Annotated in this window: 17 protein-coding genes; 7 read left to right on the top strand and 10 right to left on the bottom strand. The window is 68.5% G+C overall.

The features are described 5' to 3' along the window. The first annotated feature begins 281 nt into the window (after positions 1-281). The 4 genes from BIV25_RS53255 to BIV25_RS28845 are packed head-to-tail and all read left to right on the top strand — an operon-like array spanning position 282 to position 4,350. A complete protein-coding gene (locus BIV25_RS53255) occupies positions 282-1,505 on the top strand; it encodes a M20 family metallopeptidase (RefSeq protein WP_071375376.1) in 1,224 nt (407 codons plus the stop codon). Positions 1,506-1,537: 32 nt separating this feature from the next. Then, on the top strand, positions 1,538-1,684 hold the full coding sequence (locus BIV25_RS51395) for a hypothetical protein (RefSeq protein WP_256256157.1): 147 nt from the start codon (positions 1,538-1,540) through the stop codon (positions 1,682-1,684). Continuing rightward, entirely contained in the window at positions 1,681-3,129 is a 1,449-nt protein-coding gene (locus BIV25_RS28850; RefSeq protein WP_071375374.1) for a sodium:solute symporter, read from the top strand. Before BIV25_RS51395 ends, BIV25_RS28850 begins: the two co-directional genes overlap by 4 nt. Positions 3,130-3,153: 24 nt before the next feature. Further along, a complete protein-coding gene (locus tag BIV25_RS28845) occupies positions 3,154-4,350 on the top strand; it encodes an amidohydrolase family protein (RefSeq protein WP_256256156.1) in 1,197 nt (398 codons plus the stop codon). A gap of 999 nt (positions 4,351-5,349) precedes the next feature. On the opposite strand, the gene BIV25_RS28840 is transcribed toward BIV25_RS28845, so the two are convergent. The 4 genes from BIV25_RS28840 to tgmA all read right to left on the bottom strand — a co-directional run bounded on the left by BIV25_RS28840 (position 5,350) and on the right by tgmA (position 6,832). Next, positions 5,350-5,595 carry a hypothetical protein gene (locus BIV25_RS28840; protein ID WP_218158487.1) on the bottom strand — a complete coding sequence of 82 codons (246 nt, stop codon included), beginning with the start codon at positions 5,593-5,595 and terminating at the stop codon, positions 5,350-5,352. Between the two features lie 298 nt (positions 5,596-5,893). Further along, positions 5,894-6,178, bottom strand: a complete 285-nt coding sequence (locus BIV25_RS54580) for a hypothetical protein (protein WP_371273074.1) — start codon at positions 6,176-6,178, stop codon at positions 5,894-5,896. A 13-nt stretch (positions 6,179-6,191) separates the two neighbouring features. Next, the gene (locus BIV25_RS54575) at positions 6,192-6,509 is read right to left on the bottom strand and encodes a hypothetical protein (RefSeq protein ID WP_371273073.1); all 318 of its coding nucleotides are present in this window, start codon (positions 6,507-6,509) and stop codon (positions 6,192-6,194) included. Further along, positions 6,464-6,832: a putative ATP-grasp-modified RiPP gene (tgmA, locus tag BIV25_RS54570; RefSeq protein WP_079176953.1), complete on the bottom strand. Its 369-nt coding sequence runs from the start codon at positions 6,830-6,832 to the stop codon at positions 6,464-6,466. Before tgmA ends, BIV25_RS54575 begins: the two co-directional genes overlap by 46 nt. A gap of 129 nt (positions 6,833-6,961) precedes the next feature. On the opposite strand from tgmA, the gene BIV25_RS28830 reads away from it, so the two are divergent. Then, the gene (locus tag BIV25_RS28830; protein WP_079176961.1) at positions 6,962-7,240 is read left to right on the top strand and encodes a beta/gamma crystallin domain-containing protein; all 279 of its coding nucleotides are present in this window, start codon (positions 6,962-6,964) and stop codon (positions 7,238-7,240) included. Between the two features lie 896 nt (positions 7,241-8,136). Here BIV25_RS28830 and BIV25_RS50480 read toward each other — a convergent pair. Together BIV25_RS50480 and BIV25_RS28815 are read right to left on the bottom strand one after the other, a co-directional pair. Then, complete coding sequence (locus tag BIV25_RS50480; protein WP_143076719.1) at positions 8,137-8,370, bottom strand: hypothetical protein; 234 nt, start codon at positions 8,368-8,370, stop codon at positions 8,137-8,139. A 369-nt stretch (positions 8,371-8,739) separates the two neighbouring features. Continuing rightward, positions 8,740-9,195, bottom strand: coding sequence for a MarR family winged helix-turn-helix transcriptional regulator (locus BIV25_RS28815; protein WP_071375369.1), 456 nt, complete (start codon positions 9,193-9,195; stop codon positions 8,740-8,742). Between the two features lie 117 nt (positions 9,196-9,312). Here BIV25_RS28815 and BIV25_RS28810 point away from each other — a divergent pair, with 117 nt between their 5' ends. Next, complete coding sequence (locus BIV25_RS28810) at positions 9,313-9,705, top strand: nuclear transport factor 2 family protein (protein ID WP_071375368.1); 393 nt, start codon at positions 9,313-9,315, stop codon at positions 9,703-9,705. Between the two features lie 101 nt (positions 9,706-9,806). After that, the gene (locus BIV25_RS28805; protein WP_071375367.1) at positions 9,807-10,313 is read left to right on the top strand and encodes an FAD-dependent monooxygenase; all 507 of its coding nucleotides are present in this window, start codon (positions 9,807-9,809) and stop codon (positions 10,311-10,313) included. Positions 10,314-10,696: 383 nt separating this feature from the next. On the opposite strand, the gene BIV25_RS28800 is transcribed toward BIV25_RS28805, so the two are convergent. The 4 genes from BIV25_RS28800 to BIV25_RS28785 all read right to left on the bottom strand — a co-directional run bounded on the left by BIV25_RS28800 (position 10,697) and on the right by BIV25_RS28785 (position 16,303). Further along, the gene (locus tag BIV25_RS28800) at positions 10,697-12,043 is read right to left on the bottom strand and encodes a hypothetical protein (RefSeq protein WP_071375366.1); all 1,347 of its coding nucleotides are present in this window, start codon (positions 12,041-12,043) and stop codon (positions 10,697-10,699) included. Then, positions 12,043-13,287, bottom strand: coding sequence for an ATP-grasp domain-containing protein (locus tag BIV25_RS28795; RefSeq protein ID WP_071375365.1), 1,245 nt, complete (start codon positions 13,285-13,287; stop codon positions 12,043-12,045). The genes BIV25_RS28800 and BIV25_RS28795 overlap by 1 nt, the downstream gene beginning before the upstream one ends. A gap of 63 nt (positions 13,288-13,350) precedes the next feature. Further along, a complete protein-coding gene (locus tag BIV25_RS28790) occupies positions 13,351-14,445 on the bottom strand; it encodes a DUF1152 domain-containing protein (protein ID WP_071375364.1) in 1,095 nt (364 codons plus the stop codon). Between the two features lie 424 nt (positions 14,446-14,869). Further along, positions 14,870-16,303: a coproporphyrinogen-III oxidase family protein gene (locus tag BIV25_RS28785; RefSeq protein WP_071375363.1), complete on the bottom strand. Its 1,434-nt coding sequence runs from the start codon at positions 16,301-16,303 to the stop codon at positions 14,870-14,872. Positions 16,304-16,581 lie beyond the last annotated feature (278 nt).

Here is a 16,581-nt window from a genome sequence, read left to right as displayed (position 1 = left end):
CTGCCTCTCCCGCGCCGCCGAACTGCGCGAGACCATCATCCCGGCGCACTGGCCCGGTCACGGAGCCGCCGAAGTCCGGCAGGAGTGCGACGGCTTCGCCATCACCAAACGGGCCGCCTGCCCGTGCGGTTGATCCCGGTGGGCAACAAGTCCGTCCGAACCTTGTGCCGATCTCACATCGTGGCCGCCCACTGAAAGTCGTTACGGCGCCGGGTGCATGTTTCGTACGCGCGTGTGGGCAGCGTCTCGGTGCTGCGGAAGCCTCGTGTGAGAGGAGAGCCATGCATCTGCGAGACGACGCGCGGGAACTTCAGGGCGATCTGGCCGTCCTGCGCCGGACACTGCATCAGGAGCCGGAGACCGGCCTGCTCTTGCCGCGTACACAGGAGAAAGTGCTGGCCGCGCTGGACGGGCTGCCACTGGAGATCAGCACCGGCACATCGCTGTCTTCCGTCACGGCCGTCCTGCGTGGCGGCGAGCCCGGTGGCCCCGTCGTGCTGCTGCGCGGCGACATGGACGGTCTGCCGGTCACCGAGCGCACCGGTGCCGACTACGCGTCCCGCGTCGAGGGCGCCATGCACGCCTGCGGCCATGATCTGCACACCGCCGGTCTGGTCGGCGCGGCCCGGCTGCTCGCCGCCCGGCGAGAGAGCCTGGCCGGGGACGTGGTGTTCATGTTCCAGCCGGGCGAGGAGGGCTGGGACGGTGCCGGTCACATGATCGAGGAGGGGGTGCTGGAGGCGGCGGGCCGTCCGGCCGACGCCGCCTACGGACTGCACGTCATGTCCTCGACGTACCCGACCGGCGTCTTCACCTCCCGCCCCGGCCCGCTGCTGGCTGCCTCGGCGGGTCTGCACGTGCGCATCGTCGGCGCCGGCGGCCACGGATCCAGGCCGCACGCCGCACTGGACCCGGTGCCGGCGGCCTGTGAGATGGTCACCGCGCTGCAGACGATGGTGACCCGGCGCTTCGACGTCTTCGACCCGGTCGTGGTCACGGTCGGCACCTTCCACGCCGGAACCCGACGCAACGTCATCCCGGACGACGCCGTCTTCGAAGCGACCGTGCGCACCTTTTCCCCGGCCGCCGCCGAACGCGTCGCTGAGGTCGCCGTACGCCTGTGCCAGGACATCGCCGCGGCGCACGGCCTCGTCGCCGAGGTCGACTTCGTCCCCGAGTACCCGGTCACGGTCAACCACGCCGCCGAATACGACTTCCTCGCCGACACCGTCCGTGAGGCCTTCGGCGAGGAACGGTTCTTGCCGCTGGCCGACCCGGTCACCGGCTCGGAGGACTTCTCCCGGGTGCTGGACCGGGTACCGGGCGCCTTCGTCCTCCTCGGTGCCGATGCCACCGGCGACCCGGAGAACGCCCCCACCAACCACTCGCCCATCGCGGCCTTCGACGACGGCGTGGTCTGCGACGGCGCCGCCCTGCTCGCCGAACTCGCTGTCCGCCGACTGGACCGTCTCTTTGAGGAGGCGAAGTGCGCCCGTACCACCTGATCCCTGCCGTGCCCGCACTCGGGTTGGTCCTCATGCCCTTCCTACCGTTCGTCAACACCGACGGGCTGTGGTTCGGCCTGCCCCGGATGCTCGTGTGGGGCGCGGTGTGCTGCGTGATGTGTACGCCCGCGCTGCTCCTCACGGAGCGCTTGATGAGCCGTGAGGAGGCCGGCAAATGACCACGATCCTGGTCATGAGCTTCACCGGCATCGTGCTGATCGGCGTCCTCGGCTTCGTCGGCCGCCGCAAGCCCGCCGCTGACCTGTCCGAATGGGCCGTGGGCGGACGCCGGTTCGGAGCGGTGAGCATGTGGTTCCTGCAGGCCGGCGAGGTGTTCACCACCTTCACCTTCCTCGGCATGGCAGGTCTCGCCTTCAGTGGCGGAGTCGCCGCCCTCTACGCCCTGCCGTACGTCCCCATCGGCTACATGATCCTGTTCTTCCTCGCCAGGCGTCTGTGGTCGCTGGGCAAGGAGCGCGGCTACCTCACCCAGGGCGACTTCCTGGAGGACCGCTACGACAGCAAGCTGCTCGGCACAGTTGCCGCGGTGCTCGGCGTCCTCTTCGTGCTGCCGTACCTCCAACTCCAGGTCACCGGCCTGGGGTTGATCGTGCAGCTGGTCACGGGCAACTCCGCCTCCGGCACCCTCAGCATGGTCATAGGCTGCGCGCTGGTCGTGGCCTTCGTGCTGTGGGCGGGCCTGCACGGCGTCGCGATGACGTCGTACTTCAAGGACATCGTCATGCTGGTGGTCCTCGCCGTCCTGCTCGTCGCGGTCCCCGCCCACTTCACGGGCGGCGTCACCGCGATGTTCCACCGCATCGACAAGCTGCACCCGGAGCTGCTGACCGTCCACGCCGGACCCTCCGACCAGATCTGGTTCACCACCAGCATGCTGGTCAGCATGATCGGCGTCGGTCTGATGTGCCTGCCGCACACATGGCCCGCCGTGATGTCCGCTCGGGACCCGAAGGTGCTGCGCCGCAACTACACCTGGATGCCCCTGTACGAACTCTGCCTCCTGATGCCGATCATCGTCGGCTTCGCTGCCGTCCTTGTGGTCAAGCCGGGCACTTCGGCCAACGGCATCCTGCTGACCCTGAGTAAGCAGGTGCTGCCCTCCTGGGCGACGGGCCTGGTCGTAGTCGCCGCCATCGCGACGGCGATGGTGCCCGCCGCGGGCATCCTGATCGGCATCTCCTCCCTGGTGGCCCGCAACATCGCGCGGGTGCAGGACGAGCGGCGGCAGTTCTGGATCAACCATGGCACGGTGGTGGCCGCCTGCGGCCTGTCGCTGCTGCTGGCCATCTATCGCCCAGACCTGCTGGCCAACCTGCTCCTGCTCACTTACAGCGGCACCGTCCAACTCGCCCCTGCGATCGCCCTCGGGTTCCTGGCCCGCCGCCCCGTGGGCAAGGTGGCCGTCCTGGCCGGCCTGTTCGCGGGCGAACTGGTCGTCATCTGGCTGACGTTCTGGCAGAAGGGCCTGACCGGGAACGTCAACGCGGGCCTGGTGGGCCTCGTCGCGAACCTCGCCGTCCTCGTCCTCGCGGCGACGGCCGAACGCCTGACGGCCCGCACCCCCGAACAACAGCGGTCAGAGTCCCTGAAGGCACGAGCGTGAGCGCCATACGGACCGTCTTCACCGGTGGCCTCGTCTTCGACGGCACAGGCGCGGACCCTGCCCCCCGCAGACGTGGTGGTGTCCGATGGCCGCATCGTCGACGTCGGCCCGGGCCTGGACGGCGACATCCACGTCGACTGCACCGGCCGCACCCTGCTTCCCGGACTGTTCGACTGCCACGTCCACCTCACACTGGACGGGATCGGCCTCCTCGGGGTGCTCCAGAAGCCGTTCTCGTACCAGTTCTTCGAGGCGGCCGTGAACCCGCGGCGCACTCTGGAGACCGGTATCACGACGGTCCGGGACGCGGCTGGTGCGGACCTTGGCGTCAAGCAGGCGGTCGAGGACCGCCTCGTACTCGGCCCCCGGGTCCAGATCTCCGTCGGCCTGATCAGCCAGACCGGCGGACACGGCGATGGCTGGATGCCCTCCGGCCAGTGCGCCGGCCTGTTGGTCCCGCATCCCGGGCGGCCGGCCGCGCTGGTCGACGGTCCGGACGAGATGCGCCGTGCGGCCAGGCAATTGCTGCGGGCCGGCGCCGAGGTACTCAAGGTCTGCACGACGGGCGGGGTGCTCTCGCCGCGTGACGACCCCCGGCACAGCCAGTTCACCTCTGCGGAGCTTGACGTCCTCATCGCTGAGGCTGCCGCCCAGGGCCGGCACGTCATGGCGCACGCACAGGGTGCCGAAGGCATCAAGAACGCCGTCCGCGCCGGGGTGCGATCCATCGAGCACGGCATCTACCTCGACGACGAGGCGATCGACCTGATGCTGGCGCGCGGCACGTGGCTGGTGCCCACACTGATTGCCCCGGTCGCCGTGATCCGCACGGCGGAGGCCGGGCCCCGGATCCCCGACGTCATGGTCCGCAAGGCGGCGGAGGCGGCCGAGGCGCACGCCGACTCCGTACGCCGAGCGGCCGCGGCGGGCGTCCGCATCGCCATGGGCACGGACAGCGGCATCGGTCCGCACGGCACCAACCTGGACGAACTCCCGCTGATGGAGAAGACCGGCATGACACCAGGCCGGGTCCTGGCCGCCGCCACATCGTCCGCTGCCCACCTGCTCGGTTACGACGGCCTGGGCGTGATCGAGCCCGAGCCGCCGGGCCGACCTGGTGCTCGTCGAAAGCGACGCCTACGACCTCAACGCACTGGCCGAGAACATCGCAGAGGTGTGGAAGGACGGGGAGCGGGTCGTCGTACGGCAGGGGCGACATGAGAACACCTCCTCCCATGTGGTGGGCCAGCGGTAGTTGTGTCCCCCACACGCACGTTCGCGGCGTCCACCGCGCTGTGGTCGAAGGCCGAGCGCGCAGCGGCCCGTCGTGCTGCGAGTTCCCGGCAGGACTCGCAGCCGTCCACGGGGCCAATGAGCGGCTCTCGTCGAACAGCGGCGGTTCGGCCACGGCGCGTCCCCCCCCGTACGACGCTTCAGCGCTCCCGCAACTCCCGCTCACAGGCGGTGGCTTCAGCGGTCGGCACCGTATCTCTCGATGAGCCCCGCTGGGCCAGTCACGCCCCGCACACGGCACAGCTGGCGGCGGGGCATTGGTGCCAGCTGTGCCCGCGGTCACGCGGACACCAGAGCACAGCGCCGAGAATTATCGGCCGCTCCTCGCCGCCAATCCCAGGTGCGGCCCCTTCCGCAGGGACTCGGCAATGCCTGCCGAGACGGACCACGGGTCGGGGACAGCTTCGTTGGGGCTTTTCTTCCAGCCTCGCCATAAATGCTATGAGCGCGTGGCCGATGGGCCAGTAAGTGACATCGCACCATTGTCAACGAGGCTCTCACCATGCCCCAGAAGGTTGTTGGCAGCCCCCTCACCCCCCGCCACGATGCCGTTGAGCTCCACTTGAGACTTGAAGAAGGCGCCACCCAAATCGGCAGCATCGGCTACAGGAGCAGCGAACCCGGTGAGTGCAACGGCTCCGACGGTGACGGCAACGATGCGACGCATACGAACTCCCGTGTAGGGATGTGACTGTCGATGCGTGAAGGTTACCCGTGTGCTGTGCCCGCTCGTCTGGCGTGCCGCTCGTGTGGAGAGCCGCAGGTGTGCCAAGCCGCTCGTATGGGTGACGCTGCAACGATTCAGCGTCTCCGCGTTCGGATAAAAGACCATCCCAATTGGCGACTGGCGGGATGGACAGTGGCTGGCAGACGCGCTGCGGTGATATGGCCCCACCGGCCCCTTGATGCGGCGATCGCCGCTGCCTGTCACGGGCGGGTACCGAACCGGCCGTCGGGGAGTTTGCGCAGCCAACCCCGGCTGGCGAGCTTGGACAGCTTCCCTCGCATTGGCTCCAGCTTGCCCCGCACACCGGTGCCCAGCCCGAGCGCCTCGCCGATCTGCCTGACCATCACGGGCCTGGCGGTCTGCCGGACCACTGCGAGGATCACCTGGGACACCGGCGGGAGCGCGATCTCCTCCACGGCGGGCTCGCGGTGCGGGACCAGCAGCACTGCCCGACCATCGACCCAACTGAATATACTGACGATACGTCACATCAGTACCTATGCTGGCGATGTGACGTCGGGTGGTTTCCCTCAGCGTCCCTTCCGGAGGCGAGCAGATCGGCGAATGCTGTGGCCATCGGCAGTCCGGTTTGCGTCGCCAGCCAGCCCCATTGCCCGTTCGGGTTCAATTCCAGCCAATGTGATTCGCCGTTCTTGTCGAGAGCAAGTCGCAGGAACCGAACTACTCAGCGCTCTCCTATCGCGTGGTGGACCTTCCGGACCATCTCGACCAGACTTTGCAGGACTATCTCGGTCTCTTCGGCCTAGTTTTAGGGGCTGCGCCGACGGTCTCGTCCAGGTCGTCAACTGTCAGCGGCTCGGCCCACGTCGTCATCCTGACTCCATCCCGCTCGTAGGGGGTCCAGCGGAGCGTCTTGAAGATCACTTCTTGGTGGGCGGTGATGAACTGCCTCGCCTCGTCCAGGTCGTTGGTCACCAACGTAGGAGGCACGCGGAGTCCGAGACGTGCCGCCGCGGCGAGTTGGGCCACCTTGTAGTCGGCGGCGGCGACGCGCAAGGGATGGTTCACCCACAGCGGGCCGTCAACGGGATACAGCGTGCCGCCCAAGCCGTGGCGCAGCTGCGCCGCCGAACCGCGCATCGGCGTCGTCCAGGTGCGTGAACTCGGGCCAGCGAGGACGGCGCCAGTACACCGATCGCACCGCGCCGAGTCCGGAAGTTCTGGACGGGGTGCGCAGGTGCCCGGTGACATGGCGCGAGAGGTCGTCGAACCGGGCCGTAACCGTCAGGATTTTGCCGATGTCGGCGGGGTCGAACCCGGTCACCGGGCAGCCGATCCGGTTGAGTTCGGAGATCACCATGTCTGCGGTGACGTCAGCTGCCTCGGTGGCCACCAGCACCGGTCGTTCCTCGACCTGGGCATAAGTTGTCTCGGTACTCGTCCGAATCCATATCGCTGTTGGAGTCGCTGTCGCTGTCCGAATCGCTGTCGCTGGAATCGACCATTGGCGGTAGACGCGGAGTTGTACGTGGACGTCATCACGGACGTGGGGTTGCTTGTGCCCTGCCGGGTACGATCCTCGCCCATCTTCACTATCCGCCCCGACGCGTCTCGGAACAGGCCAAGTTGTGTGGCCGGATCTGTGCCCACGGCAGTGAACGGCATCTTCACCGTGGTCGGGTAGGGCCCCTGCCTGGTGGCTCCCCACGGACGGTCGGCCATTCCGGGAATTCCGTTGTCCGTCTCGTCCGCACTCCTGTCGGTGAGCGTGAGAGGCCCAGCCTCGAAAACGTGCCCCAGAAGTTCTCGGTGGTGGTGGCGTTAGCGGCCACCGTGGCAGTCACGGTGGCCATGCCTACGGGCAACGCGTTCGCCATCGACCACGTCGAGTGCCGCGGCGGGGAGAACTTTTTGGAGATCTGGTCGCACGGCCCGCGTGACAGTGTGGACTGCTATGCGAACTGTGGACGCACCGACTGGGCCCCCGGGCGGTGGGTCGACAAGATCTCCACGGGTAACAACGATCTCATCTACTACGACGCCAATGGCATCTCGGTGCGCATCAATCGGTGGACCGACATCACTTTCCCGAACCGCCCGCCGCAGGTCATCGGCATTGAAATCATTTAGTGGGCGAGCGGGCGGTGTACCGGGAAGGCCGTACCGGCTGACGATCCTTCACGGATTCAATCCCTTTCCTGTGTGGAATTGAATTCCCCGTGGGGGTGGATTCACTCCTGCCCGGCTCCTCGATGCAGGCCACGCGATTTCCGCGTGGCCTGCATCGGCACGTTCCGTAGGACCCCGGGCCCCATGGTCGTGGGCGTGCGAGGCCGGACGCCGCCGCCGTCGGATCACGCTCCGGCACCGCGGCTCATGCTGCGCACCTCGTGCCGAGAAGCACGCTCGCGCCAGCGGCGCACCTGTACCCCGAGGCAGGTCTGACCAGACGTGTGCCGCCTCTGGTCGGGCCCGCCGTCTTCGGCAGATTCCAGTCGGGCACGAAGGGGGCCGCGGCGGAGCCGGAGCAGAGGATGGGCGCCGCGTTGAATCGCTGCGGGCGCCGGAGGTTCCCGCTGATCTTGCCGGAGTCACGCCGGACCGAAGTGACGCCGCCGAAGCCGGCGAGGCGGTCCGGAGTGCGGAAGACGGACATGCCGCCGCCTCCTCCAAGGCCATCCGGGCTTCGTCCCCCTGGACCAGGGTGCCCGCGTCGACGTGGTCGGCGCCGACATGCTGCAGAGCATCACCGTCCAGACCGCCGCCCTGTTCGGCCCCTGGTACCGGCACCAGCACCCCGACGAGCTGCGCCAGTACATCGACGCGTGCGTCCTGGAGACCCTGTGGCTGCACCCCTTGAGCGACTCCTGCTTCCGTTCCCGCGCCCAGGGCGCCACCTGGCCGTCCTCGCTCAACCGCGCCGGGCAACTCCTCCACGGCCCGTGGCTTCGCCTAGGTCGGGTGTGGGCGGAGCTTGGTACCTGTCCGGTGGTCAGTGCCGGATCCACTCTGCCACCGGACAGGAGTCATGCGGCGCGAACGGCAGCCGCGTCCAGCGCGTCGAGTAGCTCGTCGAGGGTGATGAGCTGGAAGGTCTTCAACTGCCGAACCCATTGCGATGCCAGGAACGACTGCAGTTGAGGGTGGCCGTACGGCAGTGATGCCTTGCGCGTGTTCACGACGTGCACGCCGTACTCGTCGCTGTATCCGTACAAGGCGCCGTGGACCCCATGCAACGGGGCGGCCTGAGTCAGGTACACCAACGGGCGGCCCTTGAGATGTGGACACGGAGCGGCCGCAGCTCGTACGTGCGCAATACACACGGGAATTACCGCGTGCCCGACCGCTCCGTGCCCGCCCGCGGCCAGTACCACCCTGCCGCCGAGTGCCCCGGGCCGCAGCCGGGGCGGTCCGTCCTCGGCGGCGGTGAGTGCGCGGTGCGCGGTGGGCGTGGGGATACCGAGTGAGGTGCTGACGTCGATGCCGGGTCTCGTCGGGTAGTGGCACGGTCTGTTTGGTGGTGGGGGGCGGCGGTGAGCTCGGTGGCGGTGCCGGTGGGTTGCCCGGTGGCGGCTGTGAACAGCCAGAGCCTTTGGCCGATACGGTCGGCCTCGGTGAGCCGGTGGCCCTCAGTCGCGTTCGGTGGCGAACGGGCCCTCGTCGACGAAGCGGCGCAACTGGCGTGCGAAGGCTTGGACATCCTCCTGGGGCCAGGTGGCGAGCGAGGACTCGATGCCGGCCGCCAGCCGCTGTCGGGTGACGGACACGATGTGGTGACCTTGCTCGGTGAGCGCGAGGAGGGTCGCGCGGCCGTCTGCCGGGTCGGGCTGGCGCTGGAGCAGGCCGGCCTGCTCCAGTCGGTCGGCGCGGCGGGTCACGGTGGTGCGGTCCAGTCCGATCTCACGGCCCAGGTCGGCGGCGCTGCATGCCCCGGTCCGGGCCAGGCCGCTGAGGACCGGGTAGGTGAGGTCGTCGATGGCTTTCCCCAGCCCTTCGGTCAGCTGGGTGTAGAGCTGGGCGCGAGTGCTCCGCCGCAGGAGCAGGCCCAGTGCATCGGCGATGTCGTGTCCCGTCGAGTTCTTCACTCCTCCAGATTAGCGTGCGCCGAGCACGCTTTTCCTGTACGTTAATAAGCGTGCTTGAAGCACGCATCTCCGGCCGATGCGCGGCGGTCACTCCCGCCCCCAACCGAAGGAATCCCCATGAACCGCACCGATGTCCGCACCGCCCTCACCGACCTGCTCCTCACTCCGGGCCTCGACCTCGACGAGGCCGCCGACCGGCACTTCGCCCCCGACTACCGTCAGCGCACCGACGGAAGCTGGGACAACCGCACCGAGTTCCTCACTCACATCGCCCACCTGCGCACGGTGGTCGCCGGCGGCTCGGTCCAGGTCCACGACGAACTCTTCTCCGGCGACCGCTACGCAGACCGCCACACGATGGAGGTCATCAAGACCGACGGTTCCACCGTCCGCATGGAGGTCTACCTCTTCGCCGAGTTCGCCCCCGACGGCCGCTTCCGCCGCATCGAGGAGACCACCCTCATGCTCGAAGGCGCCGACGCCGACCGGAACCTCGGCAGCGCCCGCTGAGTCGCAGGGCCCACCTGACGCCACGAGGCCGCCCTTGTCCCAGCACATCGGCGCGTCGCCGTCGTGGCACATCCTCCCAAGAGCGAGAGGAGGTGATTGTCATGCCCGACGTGCTCATCGCCGGGGCCGGCCCGGTGGGGCTCTGGCTCGCCGCGGAGTTACGCCTGCACGGGGTGGTGGTGACCGTCATGGAACGCCGGGCGGCACCGGACGGACGGTCGCGCGCGGTCGGCATGCAGGCCGGCACGCTGGACACCTTCGCCACCCGCGGCCTCGCGCAGCGGTTCATCGAACGCGGCACCCCGGTACCCACCGGCCACTTCGGCGCGGCGACCACCCGGCTGGACTTCTCCACAGTCGGGGCGGTGCACCCCTTCATGCTGGCGCTCGGCCAGTCCGTCACCGAACAGCTCCTGGAGGAGCACGCCGTCGCCGTAGGCGCCCGAGTGCTGCGCGGGGAGGAGATCGTCTCGCTCACTCAGGGGCCGGACGCCGGCGCGGTGGCGATCCGGGCCGGCGGCACTCATCGGACCGTGCAGGCCCGCTGGCTGGTGGGCTGCGACGGCACCCGCAGCGAGGTGCGCCGGGCGGCCGGCATCGACTGCTGATCACGGTGGGGGAGGCTGTTGCGGAGCTGGCCCGTGCGCACGTCCGTCCGGACGCGGCGGACAGGCTCGTGGACGAGATCCTTTCCGTCGGCGCGCCCGGCTGACCGGCGTCAGCCGATATGGAGCGCCGCCCCAGCCTCGATGAGGACGGCACACGCGTTGAATGCCATGTGTCGCTGACGGCAACCTGCCCTACGTGTCCGCCGGCTGGAAGAGGAGCCCGGCGGCGCGGTCGGCGTCGGCCGTGTCGTATGCCAGGCCGGCGCGGCGGACAGTATCCGTCATCGCCCAGAGGCCCGGCCGCCATGGCGGGGAGAGTCCTCGCTCCGCCAAGCCCGTACGCCCCCCACCATCCCGACACACGTGTCCTGGGCGTCGTCCCCCTACTCGTCCTCGGCCAGGAACACGGTGCCCAGACGGCCGCCTGCCCCTGAGCTGATCACTCCGCTGTCCAGCGTGGTGGTGCCGCGCAGATACGCGCCGCCGTAGTCGTGGCCCGCGAGGAAGACGCCCCAGGTGAGGATCGCGGGTTCGGGCGGGCCGCCGCCCGGGGCAGGGAAGTCCTCCGGTACCGGGCGGACGCGGCGCTGAAGGATGACCGGGCCGTCCACCGCCGCGCGGACGGCGGCGGCCCAAGCGTCGGCACACGTCTGCCAGCCCGCCAGTACGTCGAGGCCGCTGTGCGAGCTGCTTGCCTTGAGTACCAGGTCGTCCCGGTGCGCCAGCGCGTAACGCAGCAGATCCACGCGTTCCCCGGCAGCCTCGACCTTCTCGTCGCGGACCAGCCGGGTCCAGGGGAGCAGTCCGTCGATCACGTCCAGCTCGGCCCGGTCGAACAAGGGACGGTGGCGCTCGTCGCTCAGCAGAGCCAAGGCGGCCTTGCTGCCGTAGACCTCGTTCTCCAGCGGGGTGAAGAGGCTGACCAGATCCCGGTCGGCGGCCTCGGAGAGCGGGGCGAGCAAGGCGGCGTCCTCGGCGGTGGCCACGTCATTGATGACGAACCAGCGGTGGACCAGGTCGATCCGGCGCCGGCCGACATGGATTCCATCCGCGCGGTACTCCAACTGCCCGAGGTGGCAGGGCACCGCCTCGACGCCGTGTGCGGCGAGCAGCGTGGCCATCCGGTGCAGGTGTTTCTCCATCACGGGGTAGCTGCTCGGCCACTCGAGCAGGGCGACGACCGGTCGGGAGGCGGAGTCGAAAGAGGGGAAGGACTCCCGCCACAGCGATATCAGCACCTCGATTCCGTCGGTGGATTCCAGGCGGTGTTCGTCCACGAACGAGGCGATGTACGGCTCCTGGAGCAGTGCACGATTGAGCAGTGCGATGTCCCAACCTCCCAGCGGGCTGCCGCCGTTCAGCTCCAGAAGCCGGAACCCGTCCTGACCCCGGTAGAGGTCGGCGCGGGCGCTGCGCGGGAGTCGGCGGGGTCTTCCGTCGGCCCGTAGGGCGGCGGTGATCTGTTCCGGAGCCCAGCCGAGGGCGGTGGCGAAGGCGCGCAGATGGCCGTCGTGCAGCCGGTCGGGCAGGGTCAGCAGCAGGTCGTACAGCGCACTGAGCCGGGCTCCGAGGGCGCTGCTCTCGCCACGGCCGAGGAAGACCGGGCGGGTCAGGAAAGCGCTGCCGTAGATGTCCCCGGCCAGGGGGGAGTTCTCGCAGGAACGCTCCGGTGCGCACCCGGCGGGCAGGCCCGCGAGATACCGCCGTGTGATCCTGGCGGCGGCGGACATCAGGCGACCTCGATGGTGACGTCTGCAAGGACCCTGGCCGCGGCCGCGTTGACCTCGGCGGCGGTGGCGGCGTGAAATATCACGTATCCGACCCGGGAGTCGTTGTCCCCGGGCTCGCGCACCTCGCCGCCCGGCTCGACGGTGAAGCGGCTCACGGCCACCGCGTCGGAGTGCCCGATGCCGCTGACCGACCGGAGCACCCCGCCGCGAGGCGGGGTCAGGAAGCGGATGCCGGCCGCGGCGTCGGCGGTGGGCGTGAGGGACGGCTCCAGGCCGAGTGCCAGCTGTACGTAGATCCTTGCTTCGTCGATCCCGCGCGCCTGCCGCATCAGCGCGACCACATGGTCACCGGGCAGCCGGGCGCCGAGTTCGATCAGCCGGGTGGTGCCGTCCGGCTGCAGCTTGAGTTCGGTGTGGGCGACGCCGTTGGTGATGCCGAGCGCCTGCGCGGCGGCCACTGCGGCCTGCTGCACGACACGTACCGATGCCTCGTCCAGTTCCGCCGGGACGGTGTGTCCGAACTCGGCCCGCTTGGCGCCGTCGGTGGTGAACTTGTCGTACGGGCACAGCGGGGTCGCCACCCCTCGTGCCACCACTGTCTCGATGCTGAACTCGACGCCGTCCACGTACTCCTGGATCACCACATGCGGGTCCAGCGGTATGCCGTGCGGCATCTGGAACAGGTGGGACTGGGCTGTGGTGAAGGCCGCCCTCAACTCCTCGTCGCTGCGGACCACCGACACACCCCAGGAGCCGGACTGCTCGGACGGCTTCACCACGATCGGGTAGTCCAGGCCCGCTGTGTCCACCAGCGCGTACGCCTCCTCGGCGGTCCGCGCGGCCACGGTCCTGGGGGCCGGGATGCCGTGCTCGGTGAAGGCGCGCGCCATGATGCGCTTGTTTCGGCAACTCAGGGCCCGCGCCGGATCGTTGCCCGGAAGCCCGAGGTCGGCGGTGAGCCGCGCGACGAGCGGGGTCAGGAACTCCCAGCAGGCGACCACGCCGTCGACGTCCTCGGCCCGCGCCAGCTCCGCGAGGTGCCGCAGCGCGCCCTCGCTGTCGGAGAAGTCAGTGAACACCAGCTTCCCGTACTCCTTGATCTTGGCTCGGAGCGAGGGGGAGTACCAGTCCTCGAAGACGTCTTGGTGGGTGACGACGATGACTTCGACGCCCATGTCCCGGGCGGCATCGAAGACATATTCGCCGGTGTTCCCCATCGCTTCGAGCAGGAGCAGCTTGGGCATGGAGTGGTGTCCCTTCCGAGGGGTGCACAGGATGACGAGCAGGTGCAGGGGAGACGCGGGCCGTTACCGCAGGGCGAAGAGGGGTGTGGCGTACTGGTGCGGGCGCTGCTCGATGAGCCGGGCGCGGAGCGACAGTGCCGCTTCGCCGGTCAGGCCGAGCCCTTCGGCCAGGCAGCGGAAAGTGGCGTACCGTGCCTGGGAGTTGGCGTTCTGAAGCTGTTCCAGCCAGGCGTCGAGGCCGAGCCAGGCGTCGTCCACGGAGCTGTCGGGGGAGTTCCGTTCCTGGAGCAGGAGGGACTGTTCGCGCTCGCGCCGCAGCTCGGAGAATCCGCAGACGTTCCAACTGGCTTGCTCCGCCTCGTCCAGGGTGGCGGTCAAGCGCGTGTACAGCTCGTGGGCCAGCCGGTTGCGGGCCAGTACCCGGTCCAGGGGAATGCGGTAGACCCGGGCACTGGCATCGCTGAGCACCACCGGTCTGCCGGTGTCGCGTACGAAGCAGCCGCCACGCCGTCCGCGTGCCGCCGCGGCCAGCAGCGCGCTGGCCTCCGTCGGATGCCAGTCGAAGAGGTGAGCGACGCCGCGGGTATCGGCCTCGGTGAGGGTGAGCCAGTCCGTGCCCAGGTCGGGCAGCAGGTCCTGCTCAGGGATCTCGCAGTCAAGACCTGGGCCCGCGAGGTGTAGATGTGCCGGAACCCCCGCGGCGACGCAGGCGGCGATCACCAGCGCGTCCGGGAGCGGGCTGAGCAGCGTCGGCTCGTCGCCGCGTGCGAAGACGTCCCCGCCGACGTCCACCACCGCGACCTCGTCCACGGCGTACTTCTCCGCTGCCTCCGCGATCTGGCGGGCCAGTTGCGGAACGCCCCCGTACGGGCTCAGCAGCCCCAGCGTGATCGGCAGCTCGGCGGCCAGGCGGGGCAGAGTGGAACCCGCCGGGGCGATGGTGGCCGAGTCCGCCGTGATCTGCGAGAGGTGCGGGGTGAGCGGCCGCAGACCGGTGAAGTCCCGTTCGGAACGCGGACCGGGAATCGGGTCCACGACCAGCCGCTCCCACGAATAGCCGAGTACGACGGCCGGCTCGCCGCCGTGCAGCGCGTGGTGCACCAGCGTCGTGCCGATCACGTCACCGCCGCCGCCCGCGGCAATGAGCAGCTGAGTCACAACTCTTCTCCTTGATCGGTCCGGACAGGGGCGGAATCACCGACTGGTGTGCAGCGGCATGCCTTCGGCCCCCCCGTCGGTTGTCGCTCGCCCTGACTGCCGCCGGCGCACTGCCTCGGCGAGCCACGGCGGCGGGATGTCCCGCGGTCGGACGCACCCGGCTCGCCACGGCGGAACGGCTCGGCGCCATGAACAGGTCGTCGTACGTCAGGTCGCGTAGGACCGGGATTCCGGAGGGAAACCCACCAGTGGAATCCGTCCAGGGCTTCGTCGGTGCGTGGCGCCAGCGAGTCACGGAAGTCAGTGAGCAACAAGGTTGCCGCGCCGAAGGGATTTCGGGCGTACGGCGATTCCCGGTGCGGTCATCGACGCTTGATGACCGCACCAGGATGTTCGCGTGCCCGGGAAATCGGTCAGGCGCCTGTCAGGCGGTCGCGGTCTTCAGGCCCGAGATGCTGAGCGGTTCGCTGCCCATGTGCTTCTGCGCGCGCTTGTTGTCCCTGTGCAGCCCGGCGTAGTACTCACGGTCCAGGTTGATGACGTTGTCCGAGAAGAACATCCAGGACAGGATGTCGCGGTACTTGAAGCCGTCCGGTGTGAGCTGGACACGATCGGTCGGCAGGCGGCGCAGCAGGCCGACTTCCTCGGCTGCCGTGATCACCGGCTCGAAGAGATGTGCCTTCTCCCGGTAGCCGAAGCGGTTGAGTTCGCTGAGATCCAGGTCGAAGGTGTCCAGGACCAGCCGCTTACGGATGATCTCCTCGTCATCGAGGACGAAGCCGGTGACCGGGGTCAGTTCGTGGTTCTTGGCCTTGCCGATGTAATCCGCGACCTCGGTGAGGCTGGGCTTCACGCTGCCGACCATGTAGTCGACGGAACTGGTATAGCTGCGGGCGCCGGCACCGAGCCCCAACAATGGAACACCGTGGAAGGTCAGCACCTTCTGCTGGTAGCCGCCGCGTCCGAGCTTCTTGTAGCGGACGTTGGATTCCTGGATGTAACCCGCCTCGCGGAACGCGGTGTTGGCGTAGTCGTACCGCTCGTACAGATCCGGGCTCATCATGTACTGGTACGCGCCGGTCTTGGAGAACCAGGCGTCAGGCCGGACGGTCAGGAAGTAGGTGCTGATCGTTTGCGGGGCGAGTGCCACGAGTTCGTCGACCGAGTGCCGCCAGCTCTCACTCGTCTGACCTGCGAATCCCATGATCAAGTCGGTGCTGAGATTGGGCAGTTGCTTGTCCCGGATGATGTCGATGGCCTGGCGGATGACCCGCTCGTTGGCCTGCCCGCGGCCCGCCTCTCTGATCTCTGCGGGCACCAGCGACTGAATGCCGATGTTGGCCCGGGTCAGGCCCATGGAGATCAGGCCCTCCAGGGTGTCCGGCTCCTTGACGATGGAGTCGGGGGTGGCCTCGATCGCCACCTCTTCCACAGTGCTGCGCCAGTTGGGATAGACGTCGTCCAATGTCGCGAAGAGCTGGGCGAAGTGACGCAAACTCAGCAGGCTCGGAGTGCCACCGCCGATGTAGATGGTGCGCAGCCTGCGGCTCTGGATTATCTCTGTGTGATCGCGGATCTGGGTGCACAGCGCGTCCATGTACGCGTCGTACACGTTCAGGTCCTCGGAGATGACGGTGTACAGATTGCAGAATCCGCACTTGTACCGACAGAACGGTACGTGCAGATAGAGGTTGAGCTCAGGGACGGGGTGTCGCTTCAAGTCCTCTGCCCAGATTTCCTGGATGTTCCAGGTTCCGTTCAGGGGTCGGTAGGCGGAGCGGGACGGGTACGCGTAGTTGAAGGGCGGAATGACGCCCTGTTCGATGTGCCGGTCGAGGTCGTCGCGAATTGCGCTCACGTGCCTGATCCTTACATGCGGAGTTGCGGCTTCGACTACTTGTCAGTTGCGAGTGGTGCTGCAGATCCGTGCGGTCGGGGGTGAGGCGTGCCTGATGGTGCGGAGAAAGTGGATCGGTGCCGGCGCCGATTCCTCGGAGGCGCTGTTGCTCGCCCGAGTACTGGGCTGTTCACCAACTACTCGGTTCGGCAGGTGATGTGGCCGATGCGTAGGTCAACAGCAAAGGCCGTACCAGTAGAAGGGCGGTGGTGAGCGGCCCGACAGGCACAGAACCGATG

The sequence above is a fragment of the Streptomyces sp. MUSC 14 genome (assembly GCF_001866675.1).
Taxonomy (GTDB): domain Bacteria; phylum Actinomycetota; class Actinomycetes; order Streptomycetales; family Streptomycetaceae; genus Streptomyces.
This window is presented reverse-complemented; position numbering and strand designations above follow the sequence as displayed.